Source organism: Neisseria sp. HMSC31F04, assembly GCF_001807735.1.
GTDB classification, from domain to species: domain Bacteria; phylum Pseudomonadota; class Gammaproteobacteria; order Burkholderiales; family Neisseriaceae; genus Neisseria; species Neisseria elongata.
Genome location: NZ_KV790822.1, coordinates 27275 through 45636 on the forward strand (window position 1 = coordinate 27275; position 18362 = coordinate 45636).

Genomic DNA, 18362 nt, shown 5'->3' on the forward strand with positions numbered 1-18362 from the left:
CCACAACCATCAGGCCGTCTGAAAGAATTTCCATGCGCCCGAACCGCAAACTCCCCCTCCTCTTCGCCCTCCTACTCGGCTGTTCGCTGTTCGGCCTGTCGTCCTGCTCCCAGCAAGCGTTTTATTATCCCGATCACGCCGACTACGGCACACCTGCCCAAGCCGGATTGCAACATGAAGACATATTCTTTCAAAGCGAAGACGGCACCCGCCTGCACGGCTGGTTCATCCCGGCACAAAACGCAGGCGGCCTGATACCGGCGCGCGCCACCATCATCCATTTCCACGGCAACGCCCAAAACCTTTCCGCCCACAAAGAAGCCGCACAATGGCTGCCCACGCACGGTTACAACGTCTTCCTTTTCGACTATCGGGGCTACGGGCTTTCGGAAGGCCGGCCGAATCAGGCCGGACTGTTTGCCGACAGCAATGCCGCCTTGAATTATGTCCGCAGCCGTCCGGATGTGGACAAAAACCGCCTGCTCGTCTTCGGCCAAAGTTTGGGCGGCACCAATGCGATTGCGGCAGTCGGCGCAGGCAACCATGCCGGCATACGCGCCGTCGCCATAGAATCGACCTTCTCATCCTACTCCGATATTGCCAACGACAAATTCAGCGGCAGCGGCCTGCTGGTTCGCAACACTTACAGCTCCCGCCGCTTCATCGGCCGAATCAGCCCGATTCCCCTGCTGCTGATTCATGGAACCGCCGACCAAGTGATTCCGGACAAACACTCCCAAACACTGTTCGACTTGGCCGGCGAACCGAAACAGCTGGCACTCATCCCCAACGGCACACACCTCGGCCTGCAAGGCAAATCGGGATACGAACAACTGCTGTTAAATTTCTTCAACCGACACAGCGAATAATTTTGAGGCCGTCTGAAAATCAGTTTCAGACGGCCTCTTTCGTCAAAACGCCCGCCTAAATGCCACCGCCCGATAAACATGGGCAGGCAGTACGGTTTCATCGCCGGCCAAATCGGCAAGCGTACGCGCAACGCGCAAAATACGGTGGAAACTGCGCGCGGAAAGCGACAGCTTTTCCAGCATACCCGCCAACACCGCCTTCGCTTCCGGGCTGATTAAATCAGGCTTGTCCAAATCCGTCGGCAGCAATTTGCTGTTGGGCTTCCCCTGCCTCGCCTGCTGTCTGTCCCGCGCCTGCAACACCCTCCGCAAAACATCGGCACTGCTCTCGCCGAGCTTCATATCCGACAGTTCGGCAGCCGATAACACAGGTATTTCCACAATCAAATCAATCCTATCCAGCAAAGGTCCGGAAATTTTCCCGCGATACCGCGAAATGCTGTCGGGCGTACAACGGCAGGGCTTGGTCGGGTGGCCGAGATAGCCGCACGGACAGGGGTTCATCGCCGCCACCAATTGAAATTCGGCCGGAAACACCGCCTGCCGCGCCGCACGCGAAATATGGATTTCCCCCGTTTCCAAAGGTTCGCGCAACGCCTCCAACACCTTGCGGTCAAACTCCGGCAGCTCATCGAGAAACAAAATTCCCTTGTGGGCCAATGAAATCTCACCAGGCCGAAGATTATTGCTGTTACCGCCGCCCACCAAAGCCACCGTACTCGCGCTGTGATGGGGGCTTCTAAACGGCCTCTTGGCCGACTGCCCTTCGCCCTGTTGGGACAACAGCGACTGTAAGGCCCACACCGCCACCAACTCTTCGTCATCCAAGGGCGGCATAATGCCGGGCAGCCGCTGCGCCAGCATCGACTTACCCGTTCCCGGCGGCCCCGTCATCAAAAGGCTGTGGCCGCCGGCCGCCGCGATTTCCAATGCCATCCGTGCCGTATGCTGCCCTTTGACATCGGCCAAATCAGGTTGTGCGGCATTTTCAGACGGCCTCAAAGACACCGCAGACTCGGCAGGAGGCAGCATTTCAATCCCGTTCAAATGCGCGGCCACCTGTCCCAATGATACGGCCCCGAACGCGCCGACACCCTTCAAAGCCGCCACCTGCGCGGCATTTTCCGCCGGCAGCACGAAGGCGCGCCCCGCCCTCATTCCCTGCCAAGCCATAGCCAACGCACCGCGCACCGGCCTGAGCAGGCCGGATAACGCCAATTCGCCGGCAAATTCGTATCCGTCCAACTTGTCCGCCGCCACCTGACCCGAAGCCGCCAAAATACCGACCGCTATCGGCAAATCGAAACGGCCCGACTCTTTGGGCAAATCGGCCGGAGCCAGATTGACGGTGATTTTTTTGGCCGGAAAATCAAACCCGCTCTGAATAATCGCCGCCCGCACACGGTCGCGGCTTTCCTTTACCTCGGTATCCGGCAGGCCGACGATATTGAATGCGGGCAAACCGTTGGCCAAATGGGTTTCCACCTCCACCAAAGGCGCGTCCATGCCGTACAAAGCCCGGCTGTTTACAAGGGAAAAAGTCATAAATCCACATCCTGAAATCCGCAAACGCGGTGCACATGGCGGGATTATAGAGAAATCAATAAGAAACCGATACAAAACGCGAAACCGAACCGGCACGGCGGGCAAGCCTGCATCCCGCTACGGTAAAGTTTCCGCAACTGGGGAAAATGACGGATACAGGCCGTCTGAATATTTGCTAGAATACGTCCCGCCGTTTTCAGACGGCCCGTACATCAACAAAAAGGTAGTTTATGAAAACAGAGAAACCATACGGCAAAGGCTTTACCGGCTTCATTATCGGCCTCCTCCTGGCCACACTGATTATCGGCGGCTTGGTTTACGTGCTGGAAAATAACCGCAAACGCGACTTCAAAGACCCGATTGTCGAAAAAGAACTTCCCCCTCCCGAAGTCCTGACACCGAAACAACCCGCACCGCCGCCTGCCGCACCGCCGCAGCAGGAGCCCGCGTCCCAAGAAAAAATCGAACCGATTGAGCCGGCCGAACCGCCCGAAACCGTCAATCCGCCCGAAGAACCGAAACAGACCCGGGACGACGAACCGGAAAAACCGGAAGACAAACCCGCCCCTCCTCCGCCAACGGACCGCAAACACAAAGCCGACAACCGCAAACAGGCGGATAAAGACAAAAACCAAAACGACAAACTTACCCCCGAGCAAATATTGAACGGCCAGGCGGGTAAAAGGCAACGCGAAGCCGAACGCCGCAAAGCGCAGGCCGCATTGAGCGGACAAGCAGGCAAACCCGCCCCATCCGAAAGCGGTAAAGGCGGCAGCCAATCCGTCATCGTCCAGGCAGGCGCATACGGCAGCCGCGACAAAGCCGAAACCCAGCGCGCCAAATTGGCTGCGGCAGGCGTTCAGGCCGAAATTGCCGAAGCTTCCGTACAAGGCAAAACCATGTACCGCGTCCAAACCGCCCCGATGGACAAAGCCCAAGCGGCCGATGCACGCGGCAAACTGCAAAACAACGGGATAGACAGCTTCGTCCGCCCCGCCCGATAACCCCGTCTTACCAAGGAATCATCATCGTGAAAACAAAACATACCCTGTTGGCCGGCGTACTGGCCTTAGCCTTAGCCGCCTCTGCACAAGCCGAACTGGTTGAAGGCAAGGACTACACCGTCCTCAGCAAACCCTTGCCCCAACTCCAAAGCGGCAAAATCGAAGTAACCGAATTCTTCGGCTATTTCTGCGTCCACTGCTACCACCTCGAACCCGTCATGCAGAAACACAGCAAGAAATGGGCTTCCGACACCTATCTGCGCCCGTTGCACGTTGTTTGGCAACCCGAAATGATCGGCTTGGCGCGCGTGGCGGCTGCCGTAAACAGCAGCAACATGAAATATCAGGCCAATCTGCCGATATTCCGCGCCTTCTACGAAGAAAAAATCAACTTGGCCGACAGCGCGACCTTTAAAAAATGGGCGGCTGCGCAAACTTCTTTCGACGGTGCGAAACTGATTGCCGCCTATGATTCTTTCGGCAACCAGGCACAAGCCAAACAAATGGCCGACCTGACCGTCGAAATGAATATAGAGGGAACACCCACCATCATCGTCGGCGGCAAATACATGATGCGTTTTTCTGGCGGCGACTGGAACGTCTCCATGAACAAAGTGGACGAAATGATTGCCAAAGTACGCCAAGAACGCGGCATGAAAACACCGGCAGCCAAAGCCGCCATCGGCAACACTGGTGCCGCCATCGCCAAGGCAGCCAACAAATAAACCGCTTTTCTTGCTTTTCCATACAAACAGGCCGTCTGAAAACATTTTCAGACGGCCTGTTTCATATCCAATTATTATTCGGCGGCAATCATCAAAAAGCAGCCGATAATCCATCCCGTGAATTGACAGCAGGTTCACCGGTTTTCACCGCAGGCGTACCTGCCCGTCATGCATAAAGGCCGTCTGAAAAAACAGCGGCGGCAAACCGCATCCCTTATTTTCAGACGACCCTTAAACTGCTCACATCAGCGTTTCGGCATCTCCGCACGCCTTACTTCAAACCTGCCGTTTTCCACCGCGTCGATTAAATCGGCGGCACGCTTGTCTTGAGGATATTTTTTCGCATAAGCGCGCAACTCTTTCAATGATTCGGTTTTTTTACCTTGAGACAGCAAAGCCATGCCTAAAGGAAGACGGGAACGGTCGCTACCGCCCTGTACCGCTTCGTTCAGCATCTTGACGGCTGCATCCGTTTGACCTACCGAGGCAAGGAAACCACCGTATTCACCCTGCATGCCCGCACGCTGTTTCTGTGGCAACGCGGCCAGCAGCATCCGATAATGCTGATCGGCATAGGCAGCCGCATTGGGCACATCCAGATTATGGGCAATCCAACTCAACCGCGCGATGCTGTGCAACACGGAACGATATTGCTCGGGCTGTTTTTCTGTCACGATTTTTTGTTCAAGCAGGCCGCTGTAAAGGCGAGCCAACGTAACCGCATCTTTTTCGGCACGCTTCCTATCGGCCTCATTATCGAATTTAGGCGGATACTCCCCCGCATGGTCGGCCAAATCCTTACGGATTTTATCCGCCGCATCACCGTCGAAACCCTGATCGTGCAATACGCTTTTGACCACGTCATACTTCAGATAAGGTTTGGCGAATACAGTGGCACAGGCCAGCAGCAAGGTTGCAGCCAAAGCGGTTTTCTTCATCTCGAACTCCATTTGATCAATGTGGGAAAAGCCGCATTGTAGCGGCCGAACCGCCGTTTGCAAATCCTGCATGTGCGACGAAAAAAATTATAGGCGATGAAACGGAAATATATTCAAAGGTTTGCACAAAAAGCTAAAAAACAATAACAAAATCAAAGCAAAAATCTTGTCTAGGCCGTGAAAAGCCGTGATAATGCCGCCTTTTGGTTTGTTCAAACAGAAAGCACGAAAAATGGCGTTAATCGTACAGAAATACGGCGGCACTTCGGTAGGCTCCGCCGAGCGCATCAAGAATGTGGCCAAACGTGTCGCCCAAACCCGCGCCGAAGGCCACGACGTAGTAATCGTGGTATCGGCCATGAGCGGCGAAACCAACCGTTTGGTGGCTCTGGCGCACGAAATGCAGGAACTCCCCGACCCGCGCGAAATGGATGTGGTGCTGGCCACCGGCGAACAGGTAACCATCGGCCTTTTGGCCATGGCCTTGAAAAACATCGGCGTGGATGCGAAAAGCTACACCGGCTGGCAGGTCGCCGTCCAAACCGACAACGCGCACACCAAAGCCCGCATCGACCATATCGACGGTGATAAAATCCATGCCGACCTCAAAGCAGGCAAAATAGTGATTGTCGCCGGTTTCCAAGGCATTACCGCCGACGGTGACATTTCCACACTGGGTCGCGGCGGTTCCGATACTTCCGCCGTCGCACTGGCCGCCGCGCTGAAAGCCGACGAATGCCAGATTTATACCGATGTCGACGGCGTGTACACCACCGACCCCCGCGTTGTCCCCGAAGCGCGCCGCATGAGCACCATTTCGTTTGAAGAAATGCTGGAGCTGGCCAGCCTCGGCTCGAAAGTCTTACAAATCCGTTCGGTGGAATTCGCCGGAAAATACCAAGTCCGCCTGCGCGTCTTGAGCAGCCTGCAGGAAGGCGGCGAAGGCACCCTGATTACCTTTGAAGAGGATGAGAATATGGAAAAAGCCGTTGTAAAAGGCATCGCATTCGATAAAAACCAAGCCCGCATCAACGTGCGCGGCGTATCCGACAAACCGGGCATCGCCTATCAAATCTTAGGCGCGATTGCCGATGCCAACATCGAAGTGGACATGATTATCCAAAATGTCGGCGCAGAAGGCACCACAGACTTCTCATTCACCGTGCCGCGCGGCGACTACAGACAAACGCTGGATTTAATGAACGGTCTGAAAGAAAGCTTGGGTGCTGCCGAAGTAAACGGCGACGACACCGTTTGCAAAGTATCCATCGTCGGCGTGGGTATGCGCTCGCATTCCGGCGTGGCGGCAACCATGTTCCGCTCACTGGCCGAAGAAGGCATCAACATCCAGATGATTTCCACTTCCGAAATCAAAGTTTCCGTGTTGATTGACGAAAAATACATGGAACTGGCTACCCGCGTATTGCACAAAGCCTTCGGTTTGGAACAGGCTTAAACCGCCGAATCAAACAAAAGGCCGTCTGAAAAAACCATTTTCAGACGGCCTTTTTTCTCATACCAAGAACTTTCAACTGCTAACGCTTTAAGGCCAAGGTCAGCACCCCACCGGCAATCAGCGCGATACCCAGCCATTCCTGAGAAGACGGCCTTTCCTTCAGAAATACCACGGCAAACAAAGCCACCAAAACGATGCTGAACTTATCCACCGGTGCCACTTTCGACGCTTCGCCCATCTGTAAGGCTTTGAAGTAGGCCAGCCATGATGCGCCCGTCGCCAAACCCGACAAAATCAGAAACGTCCAGTTTTTCGCACTAAAGTCGCCCACGCCCTGCCATTTGCCCGCATAGCTCAAAAAAGCCGCCAACGCCGCAATGATGACCAGCGTGCGGATAAAGGTGGCGAAATCGGAATCGATGCCCTGCAAACCCGCCTTGGCAAAAATCGCCGTCAGCGCGGCAAAAAAAGCCGATGCCAGTGCCCAATAAAACCAAGTATGTCCCATCAAACTGCCTCTTTCAGACGGCCTCTGCCGCACAACGGCTTACAAGCCGTTCGTTTTCAGCCATTTTTCCAAATCTTCCGCACTGATGCCGCCGTTGTCTTCAAAGTCCAATTTATTCTGCTGCCTGCCTTTGGCGTATTTGGCCAACACGGGCGTGCCTGAAAGGTTGTAACGCTGTTTGAACGCCGCCCACTCGTCCTTCTGCCCGCGCAGGCGGTGGACATTGACGAACCAAATCTTGCCGTCCAATTTGTGTTGGGCGATATAGCGTTTGAACAATGGTTCGAAAGCGGCGCAGTCGCCGCAGCTCGGCCGGCCGATGTAGACGTAGAGGGTCTCGCCTACCGCCACACGCCGCTCGAAATCTGCCGGAGTCAGACTGCCGAGGTGGAAATAAATGTCGCTGTAAGTATCCTGATAGTTTTTGGTGTTTTCCGCCGCCAGCTTGGCAGCAACCTGCGCTTCGTTGAGTTGCGCCTGCCATTTGCCGTTGCTCCCGCAGGCAGCCAAGGCAAAAACAGCAGTGGTTAAAGCGATGGTTTTCAGCGATTTTTTCATGTCGTTCTCCTTTCGTTGCTTGGAAAACCTATTTTAATCCCAGTGCCTCTTGCCGACAATCGCAGGGCTTGATTTTGACGATGAGGCCGTCTGAAAACGTTCAGACGGCCTCATGTTTGGTTTGCCTATTCGGCAGTCGGTGCGGCAGTTTCCGGCACTTTTTCCGTTTCGGCCTTCCCGCCGTGCTTAGGTGCGGGTTCGGGAACGGGTTTGACCTCGGGCGGCGGCAAGGAAAGGTCTTTCAGCAGGCGGCGGTATTCCTCGGAACGGCTGAGCAATACACGGCCTGCCTCCTTCAAATCGTTTACCTCGTTTGCGGGCAGATAAAAACTGGTCGGAATATTCAGCACACTGTTGCGCAGGCCGGATTCGGGCAGGTCGCGCAGGTTGAGGCTGACGAAATACATATTCGCATGGTTGGCATTTCCGCTGTTTTTGGCCTCTTCGTTCCATTGGTCCGCCAACATGCGGAAACGGCGCAGCGTTTCTTGCGAGAAACGGTCGATGGGGATGTCGATGACGGCATTGGTAACCGCACGCAGGCCGGGCACATTGGCCGAGCGGTCGATATCGTTAACCGGATTGTTTTGCGCGTTCACATTGATGATGACGATATGCCGCGCCCGGTTTGCCCGTATCTGTTCGCCGAGCGAATCGCCGTAAAGTTCGGACATATCGAGCAGGCTGCGCAGGCCGAGGTTGTCGGTCAAACCGCCGTCGAGCAAGTGGATGTACGGCCGCTCTTTGCTGTTCTGATAAGCCGCCACGCCCTGCCCCAACATTTCCAACCTGGTTTGCAGCTGCAACTTGTCGGCGGAAAAATTATCCACCACCGCGCGGCTGATTTTTTCCGGCAGGCGGTAGCCGCAATTGCCGCCGTTGTTGTTCAACGTCAGCGGTGCGAACACCAGCGGCACGGCACTGGAAGCGGCCACGGCACGGGCGATTTTCAAATCCGAAAGGTTCAGGCACATCATATCGAAATATTCCTGCGTGAACTCGAAACGGTTGCCCAGCGACATATCCGTGGCGGTAATCACCGCAAACGGCCCTTTGCGGCGCGAAGCCAAATCGCCGAAAGTAGCGTTTTTAAACAGGGTGCTCTCAAACTGCTCCTGCAACAGGTCGCCCCGGCCGAACTCTGGCGATGTCAGGCGCGGCACATTCGCCAGCGAAAAAACCTGTTTCGATACCTGCCGCTGGAAATTCTGCTTCAAAAAACGGCGTTCGAACAACGGAATCGTTTCCTTACCGTGCAGCGAAAAATAAGCCGCCAACACCGAACCGCCCGACACGCCATATACCAAATCCACCGCTTCCAACAGGCTTTTCTCCCGTCCGCCGCTGTAAATTTTCTGCTTGTCCAACTCTTCCAGCACACCGTAGCCCAAAGCCGCCGCGCGCGTACCGCCGCCGGAGAACATCAGCACCACCAGCATATCGTCGTCTTGGGGTTTGCCCGCCTCGCCATCGAAACGGTAGCCTTGCCAACGGTCCACCTTATCAATGGTTGCCACCGGCTGATACTGAAATTGGGCGCAGGCCGACAAACCGGACAAAGCCACCAGCAACACCGCCTTTTTCAGACGGCCGAAAAAACGTCCAGCCATAAAAACATCCTCCCCATCCTTTCAGACGGCCTCTCAATCCACTCAGACCGTCTGAATGCAAAGCTTCAATAAAGTCAAAACACAAGCGTGCATCACTGCGCCTTATCGCCGATTTTACTTTCCCGACCCTGCAACAAATTCAAAATATTCGCCTTATGGCGGAACAGCACCAACACCGCCACCGCCGCCGTTACCGCCACCCACGACCCGTGCGGCATAAAAAACCACGCCGCCGGCACACTGATTACGGTCGCCACCAAAGCCGCCAGCGACGAAACCTTGAAACCGAACGCCATCACCAGCCACACCAATGCACACACCAAAGCCGTCGGCCACGACAAAGCCAGCAACACACCCAAAGCCGTCGCCACACCCTTGCCGCCCTTAAAGCCGAAAAACAACGGCCACATATGCCCGACCAAAGCCGCCAGCGCAGTCAGCCCCACCGCCGTATCGCTCAAACCCAAAACACCCTGCAAACCCTTGGCCAGCAGCACGGCAAACAAACCTTTCAACGCATCGCCCAACAAAGTCAGCACCGCCGCCTTTTTCCTGCCGCTCCTCAACACATTGGTCGCCCCCGGGTTTCCCGAACCGTAAGTACGCGGATCGGCCATCCCGTAATACTTCGACACAATCACCGCAAACGACAGCGAACCAATCAAATAAGCCGCAGCCACCACCAAAAAATCAGACATCATCAATCCATCTTGTTTTAGAATGCGGCGCATTCTATCCGAAAACGGAGCCACGCGAAAATGGACAAAATCTTCCTACACGGCCTCAAAGCAGACACCCTGATCGGCGTTTACGAATGGGAACGCAAACAACCGCAAACCCTACTGATCGACCTCGACATCGGCCTTCCCCCGCGCCGCGCCGACGATGACGACATCGGCAGCACCGTCCACTACGGAGAAGTCTGCGACGCCGTCCGCAACAGCCTGGAAACCCGCCGCTTCCATCTGCTCGAAACCCTGGCCGAACACATTGCCTCACTGATTCTGAACGACTTTCCCGCAGTATGGGTGAAAGTACGGCTGGTCAAACCCGGCATCCTGCCCGACGTGCGCGAAGTAGGCGTGGAAATCGAACGGGGACAGCCTGTCGAATAAAACACTCTAACAAATAACAGAAGACCGCGTCTGAAAACAAATTTTCAGACGGCCTTCCTTTATCTTCTATTATCTTCTATCTTCAAACCACTTGGAATCAGGGAATACCAACAATCCCAACTCAGTCAATCACAACGGACACCTAGACTGAACCTGCCATCTAAACATCGTTTAGATAAAAAAATAACTGCCCGGAAGCAGTTAGATTTCACAGTGTACGGAGAAGACGCAAACTAGGCTTTTAATAGACTGTTTATTAAACATTTTATTTTCATAATACTCCAACATACCCCCAAATATACCCCCAATTTGCACAAGTCAAAATTTTAGGCAAGGGTTTTGTTGCTCCCATGATACGCGGGCGGATGCCAGCTTTTCGCGGGGGAAATACAAGGGGGCTCGGTTCGGGTGTCAAAATCCCTGTTCCGTGTTAGTCATGCGGGGATGAAGAGGGGGTTAGAATGAAGTAAAGCTGTTGCCCTCTCCCCGCAATAGTTCCATTAGGCGCGGATGAATGAATAGTTTGTCTCTGCCGATGGCGATTTCTTGCAGTACGCCTATGTCTGAAAGCTCTTTCAGGTACTTAGAGGCCGTCTGCCGTTTGGCTATCCCTGCCGCTTCTAGGTTGGCAATGCGTGTATATGGCTGCTCAAACAGAAGATTTACCAGTTCGTGCGTGTAGATTCCTTGTGCGTGTGTCCGTATATGTTGCCGTGTCTGCTCGAACAGGCGGCGTATCGCATCTATTTTCGCTACCGTCCAATCGGCAGTGTCGGCTACGCCGTCTAAGATGTAGATTATCCAGCTTTCCCAGTCCTGCCGTTCGGTTACGCCTAAAAGCAGGCGGTAATAGTCCGCCCTGTTTTCGATAATGTAGCGGCTCAAATACAAAATAGGCAAATCCAAAAGCCCTTTTTCAATCAATAACAGGCTGTTCAATATGCGCCCCGTCCGCCCGTTGCCGTCCGTAAACGGGTGGATGGCTTCAAATTGGTAATGTGCCGCCGCCATGATGATAAGCGGGTCTAAATCGCCGCTTTCGTGAATAAACCGCTCCCAATTTGCCAACTTGCCGCGTATGGTTTCTTCTCCTTCGGGCGGGGTATAGACAACATTTCCGCTGTTGCCTCCTTTTAGGGCTGTGCCGCCTGTTTTGCGGATGGCCATTTCATAGGGGTGCTTGATGGCGTTGCAAACCATGATGGCGGTTTGTGTGCATAAAGGGCGGCTCGTCAGTGATTCATATCCTGCAAACAGGGCGGTGCGGTATTGCAGGGCTTCTTTCGTGGCAGGGTCTTGCCGTTCCGTGTCCATTTGCAGGGATTGAAAAAGCTTGTCCGTGGTGGTTACGATGTTTTCAATTTCCGAACTTGCGCGGGCTTCCATAACGGGAAGGGTGTTAATCAGCATGGCTTGATTAGGTATCAGTTCTGCCGCCTGCTTTAAACGGGCAAGGGATGCACGGGCGGCTATACAACGTTTCAGAATGGTTTTGCTTTCAATATCCTGCTTTGGCGGCAGGGGTGGTAAATCGCTATAGGGAATATCGGGCTTCCAGTTGCTCATGTTTAAAATTTCGGAAAATTTAAAGACGTTTCCAGTATATGCTTACGCCGCGTACATATCAAGGATATATGTTTAAAAATTTGGCTTTTGTAAATATATGGGCGGGGAAGTAGTCCGTAAAAGTCAATTTGCATGGGGTTATGCCCCGTAATCTCCCGCAGTTCGGCCAGCAGTTCAAGCGGCCAGTCTGCCAGCGGTATCACGTGCGGCGGCTTCGGGACGGTCTTTTCGTGCTTCATTCGTTCGGCGGATATCGTCCACGTGCCCGCCTGAAAGTCTATTTCCTCCCACCTGCCGCCCCTTAGTTCGGTATTGCGGACAAACACCAGCATGATTAGCAGCAGGCCGATTCTGTTTGAATGCTCCACGTCTGCCGGTATCAGGCGGCGGTAAAACTCCGTCAGTTCTTCGCGCGGCAGGGCGGGGCGGTTGGTTGCGGGTTTGGGCGGGATATACTGCCGCAATATGCGGACGGGGTTTGATTCCGTGATTTCAAGCATGGCGGCATAGTCGAAAACCGCCGCCGTCCATTCCCTGATTTTTTCGGCTGTGTTATGCACGCCCCGCGTCATGATGCCGTCCAGCAGGGCTTTGATATGGGTTACCCTGATTTCCTGTATCGGCATTGCGCCGATGGCGGGGAATACTTCGGCTTCCAAATACCGAAGCACGCGGGCGGCGTGGTTCTCTTTCCAGCGGCGCAGGTTGTCGGAATGCCAGCGGCGGGCAATGGATTCAAAAGTATTTAGGGCGGCGGCTTTGCGTTCTTCCTTTTCCTGTTGCTTGGCCGCGCTAGGGTCTTGGCCGTCTGAAAGCAGGCGGCGGGCGTTTTCGGCGGCTTGGCAGGCTTCGGAAAGGGAAACGGCGGGATATTTGCCGATGGTCAGTGTTTTTTCTTTGCCGTCTATGCGGTATTTCAGGCGGAAGATTTTGCCGCCTGCGGGGGTAACTTCAAGATACAGGCCGCCGCCGTCAAACAGTTTGGCTTTCTTCCCTGCTTCGGTCGGCTTGGCGTTTCTAATTTGGCGGTCGTTTAGGGGCATTTTGGGGGTATGTTTTCGGGGGTATTTTCAGATGCCCCCAAATATACCCCCAGTTTTCGCTTTACTCAATTACACGGCAATGGGCGGGATTGGACAATCAGGAAGGGGCAAGCAGGATGGCAATCGGCCTGCAAGCCCCGTGGTTATTGGATTTGGTTTATGGCATTGGACGGTATTAGACAAAAAAATAACCGCTCGAAAGCGGTTGATTTTTATAGTGTGGTGCCCAGGGTCGGACTCGAACCGACACACCTTGCGGCGGGAGATTTTGAGTCTCCTGTGTCTACCAATTTCACCACCTGGGCAGGTAGGAAAGCCGCCATTATAGCGTGAAAATCATACTTGTAAAGTGAATTTTGCCAATAATATTTATTCTGTTGAAAATAAAAGAAATTAAGTAAAAGAATGTAGAAACTTTTCCCCACGTCAAATTTACTGCCTTTTTCCCTGCATCTTCATTCCACTGACTGTTAAAACAAGGTAATATTCGGTATCTATTTCCTTCTTAACCGAACAAAGGAGTTATCATGAAATACCGTCCTTTAGCCCTGTTAATGGCCCTTGCACTCGCCGCCTGTTCTCAGGAAGCCGCTCAGAATAACAGCGGGCAACAGCCTGCTTCGCCGACCACATCTTCTACCGGCGAACCTGCCGCATCTGCCGCTTCAAGCACATCTGCAATCGCGCCCAAGCACGGTGAATTTTTCGGCACCGACATGAGGAAAGACGATATCGGCGGTGATTTCACGCTGACTTCGGGCGACGGCAAGCCGTTTGCCATCAGCAGCCTGAAAGGGAAAATCGTTCTGCTGACTTTCGGGTATACCAACTGTCCGGATGTCTGCCCTGCCAGCCTGCTGACTTACAGCGAGGTGATCGATCAGCTGGGTGAGCAAGCCAAAGATGTGTCCGTCGTATTCGTCAGCGTCGATCCTGAACGCGATACGCCTGAAGTAATTGACAAATATGTGAAAACTTTCAACAAAAACTTTATCGGCCTGACTGCGACCGGTGATCAAAGCATTCCGGTCGTCAAACAGCAATACCGCGTGGTGTCGTCCAAATCGCAGGAGCAGTCGGCCGATATTTATTTGATCGACCATACTGCCGGCACTTATGTTTTGGATAAAGAAGGCAATACCGTTTTGATGGAGAATTACGGCCGCACTTCAACCGAGATTGCCGCCGACGTCAAAAAACTGCTGCAATCCTAACCATTTGCGCCAGGCCGTCTGAAACGCCTGCCGTATTGTTGCAGGCATAGCATTTTCAGACGGCCTTATCCACAGGAACACACCATGTCCGAGCAAAATCTGACCATCGCCTTGTCAAAAGGGCGCATTTTCGATGAAACCCTGCCGCTGCTCGCGGCGGCGGGCATTGAACCGGTTGAAGACCCCGAACAATCGCGCAAGCTGATTATCGGCACCAACCATGCCGACATCCGTTTGGTCATCGTCCGCGCCAGCGACGTTCCGACTTATGTCCGATACGGTGCTGCCGATTTCGGCATTGCCGGCCGCGACGTGTTGATTGAAAACGGCGGCGAGGGGCTGTACCAGCCTTTGGATTTGCAAATCGCCAAATGCCGCATGATGGTGGCCGTTCCCCAAGGCTTCGATTACGCTGCCGCATCACAGCCCGGCTGCCGCCTGCGCATCGCCACCAAATACCCCGATATTGCGGCGGAGCACTTTGCCGCCAAAGGCGTTCATGTGGATATTATCAAGCTGTACGGCTCGATGGAACTTGCACCGCTGGTCGGCCTGTCGGATGCCATTGTCGATTTGGTCTCCACCGGCAACACGCTGAAAGCCAACCGTCTCGAAGCGGTGGAACATATTTGCGACATTTCCAGCCGCCTGGTGGTCAATAAGGCGGCATTGAAAGTGAAACACGCGCGGCTGCAACCGATTATCGAAGCATTTGCCGCCGCAATCGGACAATAGGCGGCACTTCCCGCACCGCATCCTTTAGAAAGGAAGCAATATGGCACATCTGCTGATTGATACCGTAAAAACCGATGCCGGAAAAAAATACCTGCCCTTCGGCAGGCATGATGTCCGGTTGTTTGCCGACAAGAAAACCGCCCGTCCGTTCCGCAAGCTGGCCGCCTCTGCCGACGGAACCTGCCCTGAGTGCGGGGGCAACGCCGCATTGCACTTGGTCATCCCGCCCAAAGACAAATTCACCCGTACCATACTGAAAACGGTCAAAGTTATTTTGTCCGGCCATCCCGAAGCCAAAATCGCCGTCATCAGCCCGCGCGGAAAACTACAAAAAAAACTGGAGCGTTTGCAGCAAAAATATCCGGCGTCGCAGATTATGAGCAGTTCCAAACTGGGCAAAAAAGTCCGCAGCTTCCTGTATCACGACGAAAGACCGTCTGAAAGGCCGTCTGAAAACCCGCCGCAGCCGCTTTCCGCAGAAGAAGAAAACGAATTGATCAAACGCGTGGCTGAAGAAATAGAAATCACCGTCGGCCTCACCCTGCCGCCGCAGATGGAAGAAACCGCACTGCCCGGATTGTCCGACACCCTGCGGCAAATCAGGAGAAACCGGCCGAAGAAGAAAAACGCACTGCTGCACCTGCTGACACAGCAACACGGCAGTGAAGCCCAACAGTATTTGGACGCACTGCTGGAGCAAAACCTGATTAAAATCGATGCGGCGGAAAACGTCCGCTACCGCTGACTTTCAGTCGGCCCCTATCATCAACAGGCCGTCTGAAAACCAAACCGCAGCCGCACAAACATCTTTCCACCACTACCCAATCCATTAAAAAAAATGAAATTCTTCCAACATCCCGTTTGGGCGATGGCCTTCCGCCCGCTCTATTCACTGACCGCCGTTTACGGCGCACTTTCCGTCCTACTCTGGAGCTTCGGCTATCAAGGCACGCCGCAGCTGCCCGGATTCCTTTGGCACGCCCACGAAATGATTTGGGGCTACGCGGGCGGCGTGGTCGTCGCCTTCCTGCTGACCGCCGTCGCCACTTGGACGGGCAAACCGCCCGTGAGCGGGCAACGGCTGGCCCTGCTGGTCGGCCTCTGGCTGCTGGCGCGCCTGTTTGCCTTCATTCCGAACGCGGCCCTGCTCTCCGGCGTGGCCGGGACGGCCTTCTACTGGCTGGCGGCCTTTTATATGGGCCAGTCGGTTTTTGCCGCCGAAAGCAAACGCAACTATATCGCCGTATACGCCCTCATCCTGATGGGCATCACGCTGGCCGTCTTCCACACGCGCCTATCGGTCGGCAGCACCGCATCGCTGCAAGACGACCTGTTTGCCGGACTGGTCATGGTGGCCGGTTTTATCGGCTTGATCGGTTCGCGCATCATCGGCTTCTTCACATCCCGCCGTTTAGGCACGCCGCAACCGGCCTCGCCGCAATGGGCGTTGATGGCACCGCTGGTCTTGCCGATGCTGATGGCGGCTTTGATGACGCTGCGCCTTGCCCTGCCGTTGGCGGCATTGTGCGGCATCGCCTGCGGCCTGCTCGGACTGGTTCAAACCGTGCGCTGGTGGGCGAAAGGCACGGCCAAAGAGCCGCTGTTGTGGACACTGCACATCGGCTACGCCGCCACAGCCATGGGCTTAATTATCATGGGTTTCGGCCAATGGATACCGAAACTGATGAGTCCCGGCGTGCACTTTATCGCCGTCGGCGGCATCGGCCTGCTGACTGTCAGCATGATGACCCGAACCGCCCTCGGCCACACCGGCCGCCAGCTCTACCCCGCGCCGAAACTGATGCCTACCGCCTTCTGCCTGATGGTTGGCGCACTGTTTTTCCGCACGCTGGCTGCGATCATGCTGATGACCGTACATCCGACTGCCTACCTGCACAGCCTGCGCTGTTCGGGCGTATTGTTCGCCGCCTCGCTGCTGCTGTACGCATGGCGTTACATCCCGTGGCTGACGCGTCCGCGCTTGGACGGCAAACCCGGATAAGCATTGAGCTTGAAGAGGCCGTCTGAAAATGTTTTGCGCTTTGCATAAGCCGACGTTTTCAGACGGCCTCTCCGTTTGCTGTCGGATTCGATGAATGCATCAAAGCAGATAAACACTTTGTTTGACAAGGCAACATCCGTCCGCCATAAACAACAAAAGGCCGTCTGAAAACACGCAACCCGACTCCGGGCGGTTTTCAGACGGCCTCAAACCCTTATATTCAAGCGTGCCGGAATAGCGCAACCATCCGCCGCGCACCTTCCACGCATTCTTCCACGCCCGCCACCAGGGCGATGCGCACATAACCTTTGCCCGGATTGCCGTTCGGCGTATCCCGCGCCAAAAAGCGCCCCGGCAGCACCTGTATCGCCGCCTCGCGCCATAGTTTTTGCGCAAACGCCAAATCATCCCCGTCTGGCACTTTCAGCCAGATATAAAACGAAGCATCAGGCATTTTCACGTCGAACACCTGCTGCAATACAGGCACCACCTGCTCGAATTTGGCCTGATAAAGACGGCGGTTTTCCGCCACATGGGCTTCATCGTCCCATGCGGCAATGCTGGCGCGCTGCACCGGAACACTCATCGCGCTGCCGTGGTAAGTGCGGTAGAGCAGGAAGGATTGCAGCAGTTCGGCATCACCCGCCACAAAGCCGGAACGCAGGCCGGGCACGTTGGAACGTTTCGACAGGCTGGTAAACATCACGATCCCTTTGCGGCCGCGCCCCAGCATTTCAGCCGCCTGCAAAGCCCCCAGCGGTTTGCGGTTGTCGAAATAAATTTCGGAATAGCATTCGTCTGAAGCGATGACAAAGCCGAATCGGTCTTGCAACGCAAACAATTCGCGCCAGTCGTCAAGATTCATCACGCTGCCGCTCGGATTGTCTGGAGAGCAAACCAAAAGCAGCTTCACGCGCGGCCAAACGTCGTCGGGAACGCAACGCCAGTCGGGCAGGTGGCGCGGCGGGCTGCTGTTGGCAAAGCAGACTTCGCCGCCACCCAGCAGGGCGGCACCTTCGTAAATCTGATAAAACGGATTCGGGCAAACCACCACGCCGGTATCATCTGCAACAGGGTCGAGTACCACTTGGGCGAAGGAAAACAATGCCTCGCGGCTGCCCAACACGGGCAGGATTTCCGTTTCCGCATCCAATTGCAGGCCGTCATAGCGGCGCGCCAGCCAACGGGCGCATGCTTGGCGCAATTCGGGCAGGCCAGCGGTCAGCGGATATTTGGCAAACTCCGCGCCCGCCGCCTGCAGGGCATCGGTGATCACGGCGGGCGTGGGATGCTTCGGCTCGCCGATCTGCAACATAATCGGCACCAGGCCGTCGGGCGGATTGATGCCTTGCAAAGCCTCGCGCAAACGGGCGAAGGGATAGGGTTTGAGTTGTTTCAACAGGGAATTCATAATCATCAAAATGGCTGGTTGTAATCCGGCAGGATTCTAACAGAAGGAAAAGGCCGTCTGAAA

Annotated in this window: 19 protein-coding genes and 1 tRNA gene; 9 read left to right on the plus strand and 11 right to left on the minus strand. The window is 54.9% G+C overall.

The annotated features are described in order from the left end of the window. The first annotated feature begins 32 nt into the window (after positions 1 to 32). The gene (locus HMPREF3107_RS08290) at positions 33 to 869 is read left to right on the plus strand and encodes an alpha/beta hydrolase (protein WP_070454874.1); all 837 of its coding nucleotides are present in this window, start codon (positions 33 to 35) and stop codon (positions 867 to 869) included. Positions 870 to 911: 42 nt separating this feature from the next. Here HMPREF3107_RS08290 and HMPREF3107_RS08295 read toward each other — a convergent pair whose 3' ends face one another. Next, positions 912 to 2414, minus strand: a complete 1503-nt coding sequence (locus HMPREF3107_RS08295) for a YifB family Mg chelatase-like AAA ATPase (protein ID WP_070454880.1) — start codon at positions 2412 to 2414, stop codon at positions 912 to 914. Between the two features lie 230 nt (positions 2415 to 2644). On the opposite strand from HMPREF3107_RS08295, the gene HMPREF3107_RS08300 reads away from it, so the two are divergent. Continuing rightward, a complete protein-coding gene (locus HMPREF3107_RS08300; RefSeq protein WP_070454881.1) occupies positions 2645 to 3418 on the plus strand; it encodes an SPOR domain-containing protein in 774 nt (257 codons plus the stop codon). Between the two features lie 26 nt (positions 3419 to 3444). Next, positions 3445 to 4143 (plus strand): thiol:disulfide interchange protein DsbA/DsbL, encoded by a 699-nt coding sequence (locus HMPREF3107_RS08305; protein WP_070454882.1) that lies wholly within the window; start codon positions 3445 to 3447, stop codon positions 4141 to 4143. A gap of 245 nt (positions 4144 to 4388) precedes the next feature. Here the strand turns inward: HMPREF3107_RS08305 and HMPREF3107_RS08310 are convergent, their stop codons facing one another. Further along, positions 4389 to 5081, minus strand: coding sequence for a hypothetical protein (locus tag HMPREF3107_RS08310; RefSeq protein WP_070454883.1), 693 nt, complete (start codon positions 5079 to 5081; stop codon positions 4389 to 4391). 232 nt (positions 5082 to 5313) lie between these two features. Here HMPREF3107_RS08310 and HMPREF3107_RS08315 point away from each other — a divergent pair, with 232 nt between their 5' ends. Next, positions 5314 to 6537, plus strand: coding sequence for an aspartate kinase (locus HMPREF3107_RS08315; RefSeq protein WP_070454950.1), 1224 nt, complete (start codon positions 5314 to 5316; stop codon positions 6535 to 6537). Positions 6538 to 6616: 79 nt separating this feature from the next. Here HMPREF3107_RS08315 and HMPREF3107_RS08320 read toward each other — a convergent pair whose 3' ends face one another. From HMPREF3107_RS08320 to plsY, 4 genes are all read right to left on the minus strand, one after another. Next, positions 6617 to 7045, minus strand: coding sequence for an EamA family transporter (locus HMPREF3107_RS08320; protein ID WP_003774023.1), 429 nt, complete (start codon positions 7043 to 7045; stop codon positions 6617 to 6619). 39 nt (positions 7046 to 7084) lie between these two features. After that, positions 7085 to 7603: a thioredoxin family protein gene (locus HMPREF3107_RS08325; RefSeq protein WP_246828619.1), complete on the minus strand. Its 519-nt coding sequence runs from the start codon at positions 7601 to 7603 to the stop codon at positions 7085 to 7087. A gap of 125 nt (positions 7604 to 7728) precedes the next feature. Further along, positions 7729 to 9213: a patatin-like phospholipase family protein gene (locus HMPREF3107_RS08330; protein WP_070454884.1), complete on the minus strand. Its 1485-nt coding sequence runs from the start codon at positions 9211 to 9213 to the stop codon at positions 7729 to 7731. 92 nt (positions 9214 to 9305) lie between these two features. Further along, on the minus strand, positions 9306 to 9911 hold the full coding sequence (gene plsY, locus HMPREF3107_RS11590; RefSeq protein ID WP_083284660.1) for a glycerol-3-phosphate 1-O-acyltransferase PlsY: 606 nt from the start codon (positions 9909 to 9911) through the stop codon (positions 9306 to 9308). 60 nt (positions 9912 to 9971) lie between these two features. Here plsY and folB point away from each other — a divergent pair, with 60 nt between their 5' ends. Continuing rightward, positions 9972 to 10328 carry a dihydroneopterin aldolase gene (gene folB, locus HMPREF3107_RS08340; protein WP_070454893.1) on the plus strand — a complete coding sequence of 119 codons (357 nt, stop codon included), beginning with the start codon at positions 9972 to 9974 and terminating at the stop codon, positions 10326 to 10328. 456 nt (positions 10329 to 10784) lie between these two features. Here the strand turns inward: folB and fic are convergent, their stop codons facing one another. From fic to HMPREF3107_RS08355, 3 genes are all read right to left on the minus strand, one after another. Then, a complete protein-coding gene (gene fic, locus HMPREF3107_RS08345; protein WP_070454895.1) occupies positions 10785 to 11894 on the minus strand; it encodes a protein adenylyltransferase Fic in 1110 nt (369 codons plus the stop codon). Positions 11895 to 11896: 2 nt separating this feature from the next. After that, positions 11897 to 12937: a tyrosine-type recombinase/integrase gene (locus HMPREF3107_RS08350; RefSeq protein ID WP_070454898.1), complete on the minus strand. Its 1041-nt coding sequence runs from the start codon at positions 12935 to 12937 to the stop codon at positions 11897 to 11899. Positions 12938 to 13157: 220 nt separating this feature from the next. Then, a tRNA-Leu gene (locus HMPREF3107_RS08355) sits at positions 13158 to 13242 on the minus strand. 222 nt (positions 13243 to 13464) lie between these two features. Here HMPREF3107_RS08355 and HMPREF3107_RS08360 point away from each other — a divergent pair. The 4 genes from HMPREF3107_RS08360 to HMPREF3107_RS08375 all read left to right on the plus strand — a co-directional run bounded on the left by HMPREF3107_RS08360 (position 13465) and on the right by HMPREF3107_RS08375 (position 16888). Next, complete coding sequence (locus HMPREF3107_RS08360; protein ID WP_070454900.1) at positions 13465 to 14151, plus strand: SCO family protein; 687 nt, start codon at positions 13465 to 13467, stop codon at positions 14149 to 14151. An 84-nt stretch (positions 14152 to 14235) separates the two neighbouring features. Further along, complete coding sequence (gene hisG, locus HMPREF3107_RS08365) at positions 14236 to 14886, plus strand: ATP phosphoribosyltransferase (protein ID WP_070454901.1); 651 nt, start codon at positions 14236 to 14238, stop codon at positions 14884 to 14886. A 40-nt stretch (positions 14887 to 14926) separates the two neighbouring features. Beyond that, complete coding sequence (locus tag HMPREF3107_RS08370; protein ID WP_070454902.1) at positions 14927 to 15631, plus strand: hypothetical protein; 705 nt, start codon at positions 14927 to 14929, stop codon at positions 15629 to 15631. Positions 15632 to 15724: 93 nt separating this feature from the next. Beyond that, positions 15725 to 16888, plus strand: coding sequence for an NnrS family protein (locus HMPREF3107_RS08375; RefSeq protein WP_070454903.1), 1164 nt, complete (start codon positions 15725 to 15727; stop codon positions 16886 to 16888). On the opposite strand, the gene HMPREF3107_RS12175 is transcribed toward HMPREF3107_RS08375, so the two are convergent. Together HMPREF3107_RS12175 and dapC are read right to left on the minus strand one after the other, a co-directional pair. After that, the gene (locus tag HMPREF3107_RS12175; RefSeq protein ID WP_168160538.1) at positions 16840 to 17016 is read right to left on the minus strand and encodes a hypothetical protein; all 177 of its coding nucleotides are present in this window, start codon (positions 17014 to 17016) and stop codon (positions 16840 to 16842) included. The genes HMPREF3107_RS08375 and HMPREF3107_RS12175 overlap by 49 nt on opposite strands. A 92-nt stretch (positions 17017 to 17108) precedes the next feature. Next, positions 17109 to 18299 (minus strand): succinyldiaminopimelate transaminase, encoded by a 1191-nt coding sequence (gene dapC / locus HMPREF3107_RS08380; RefSeq protein WP_070454952.1) that lies wholly within the window; start codon positions 18297 to 18299, stop codon positions 17109 to 17111. Positions 18300 to 18362: the final 63 nt, after the last annotated feature.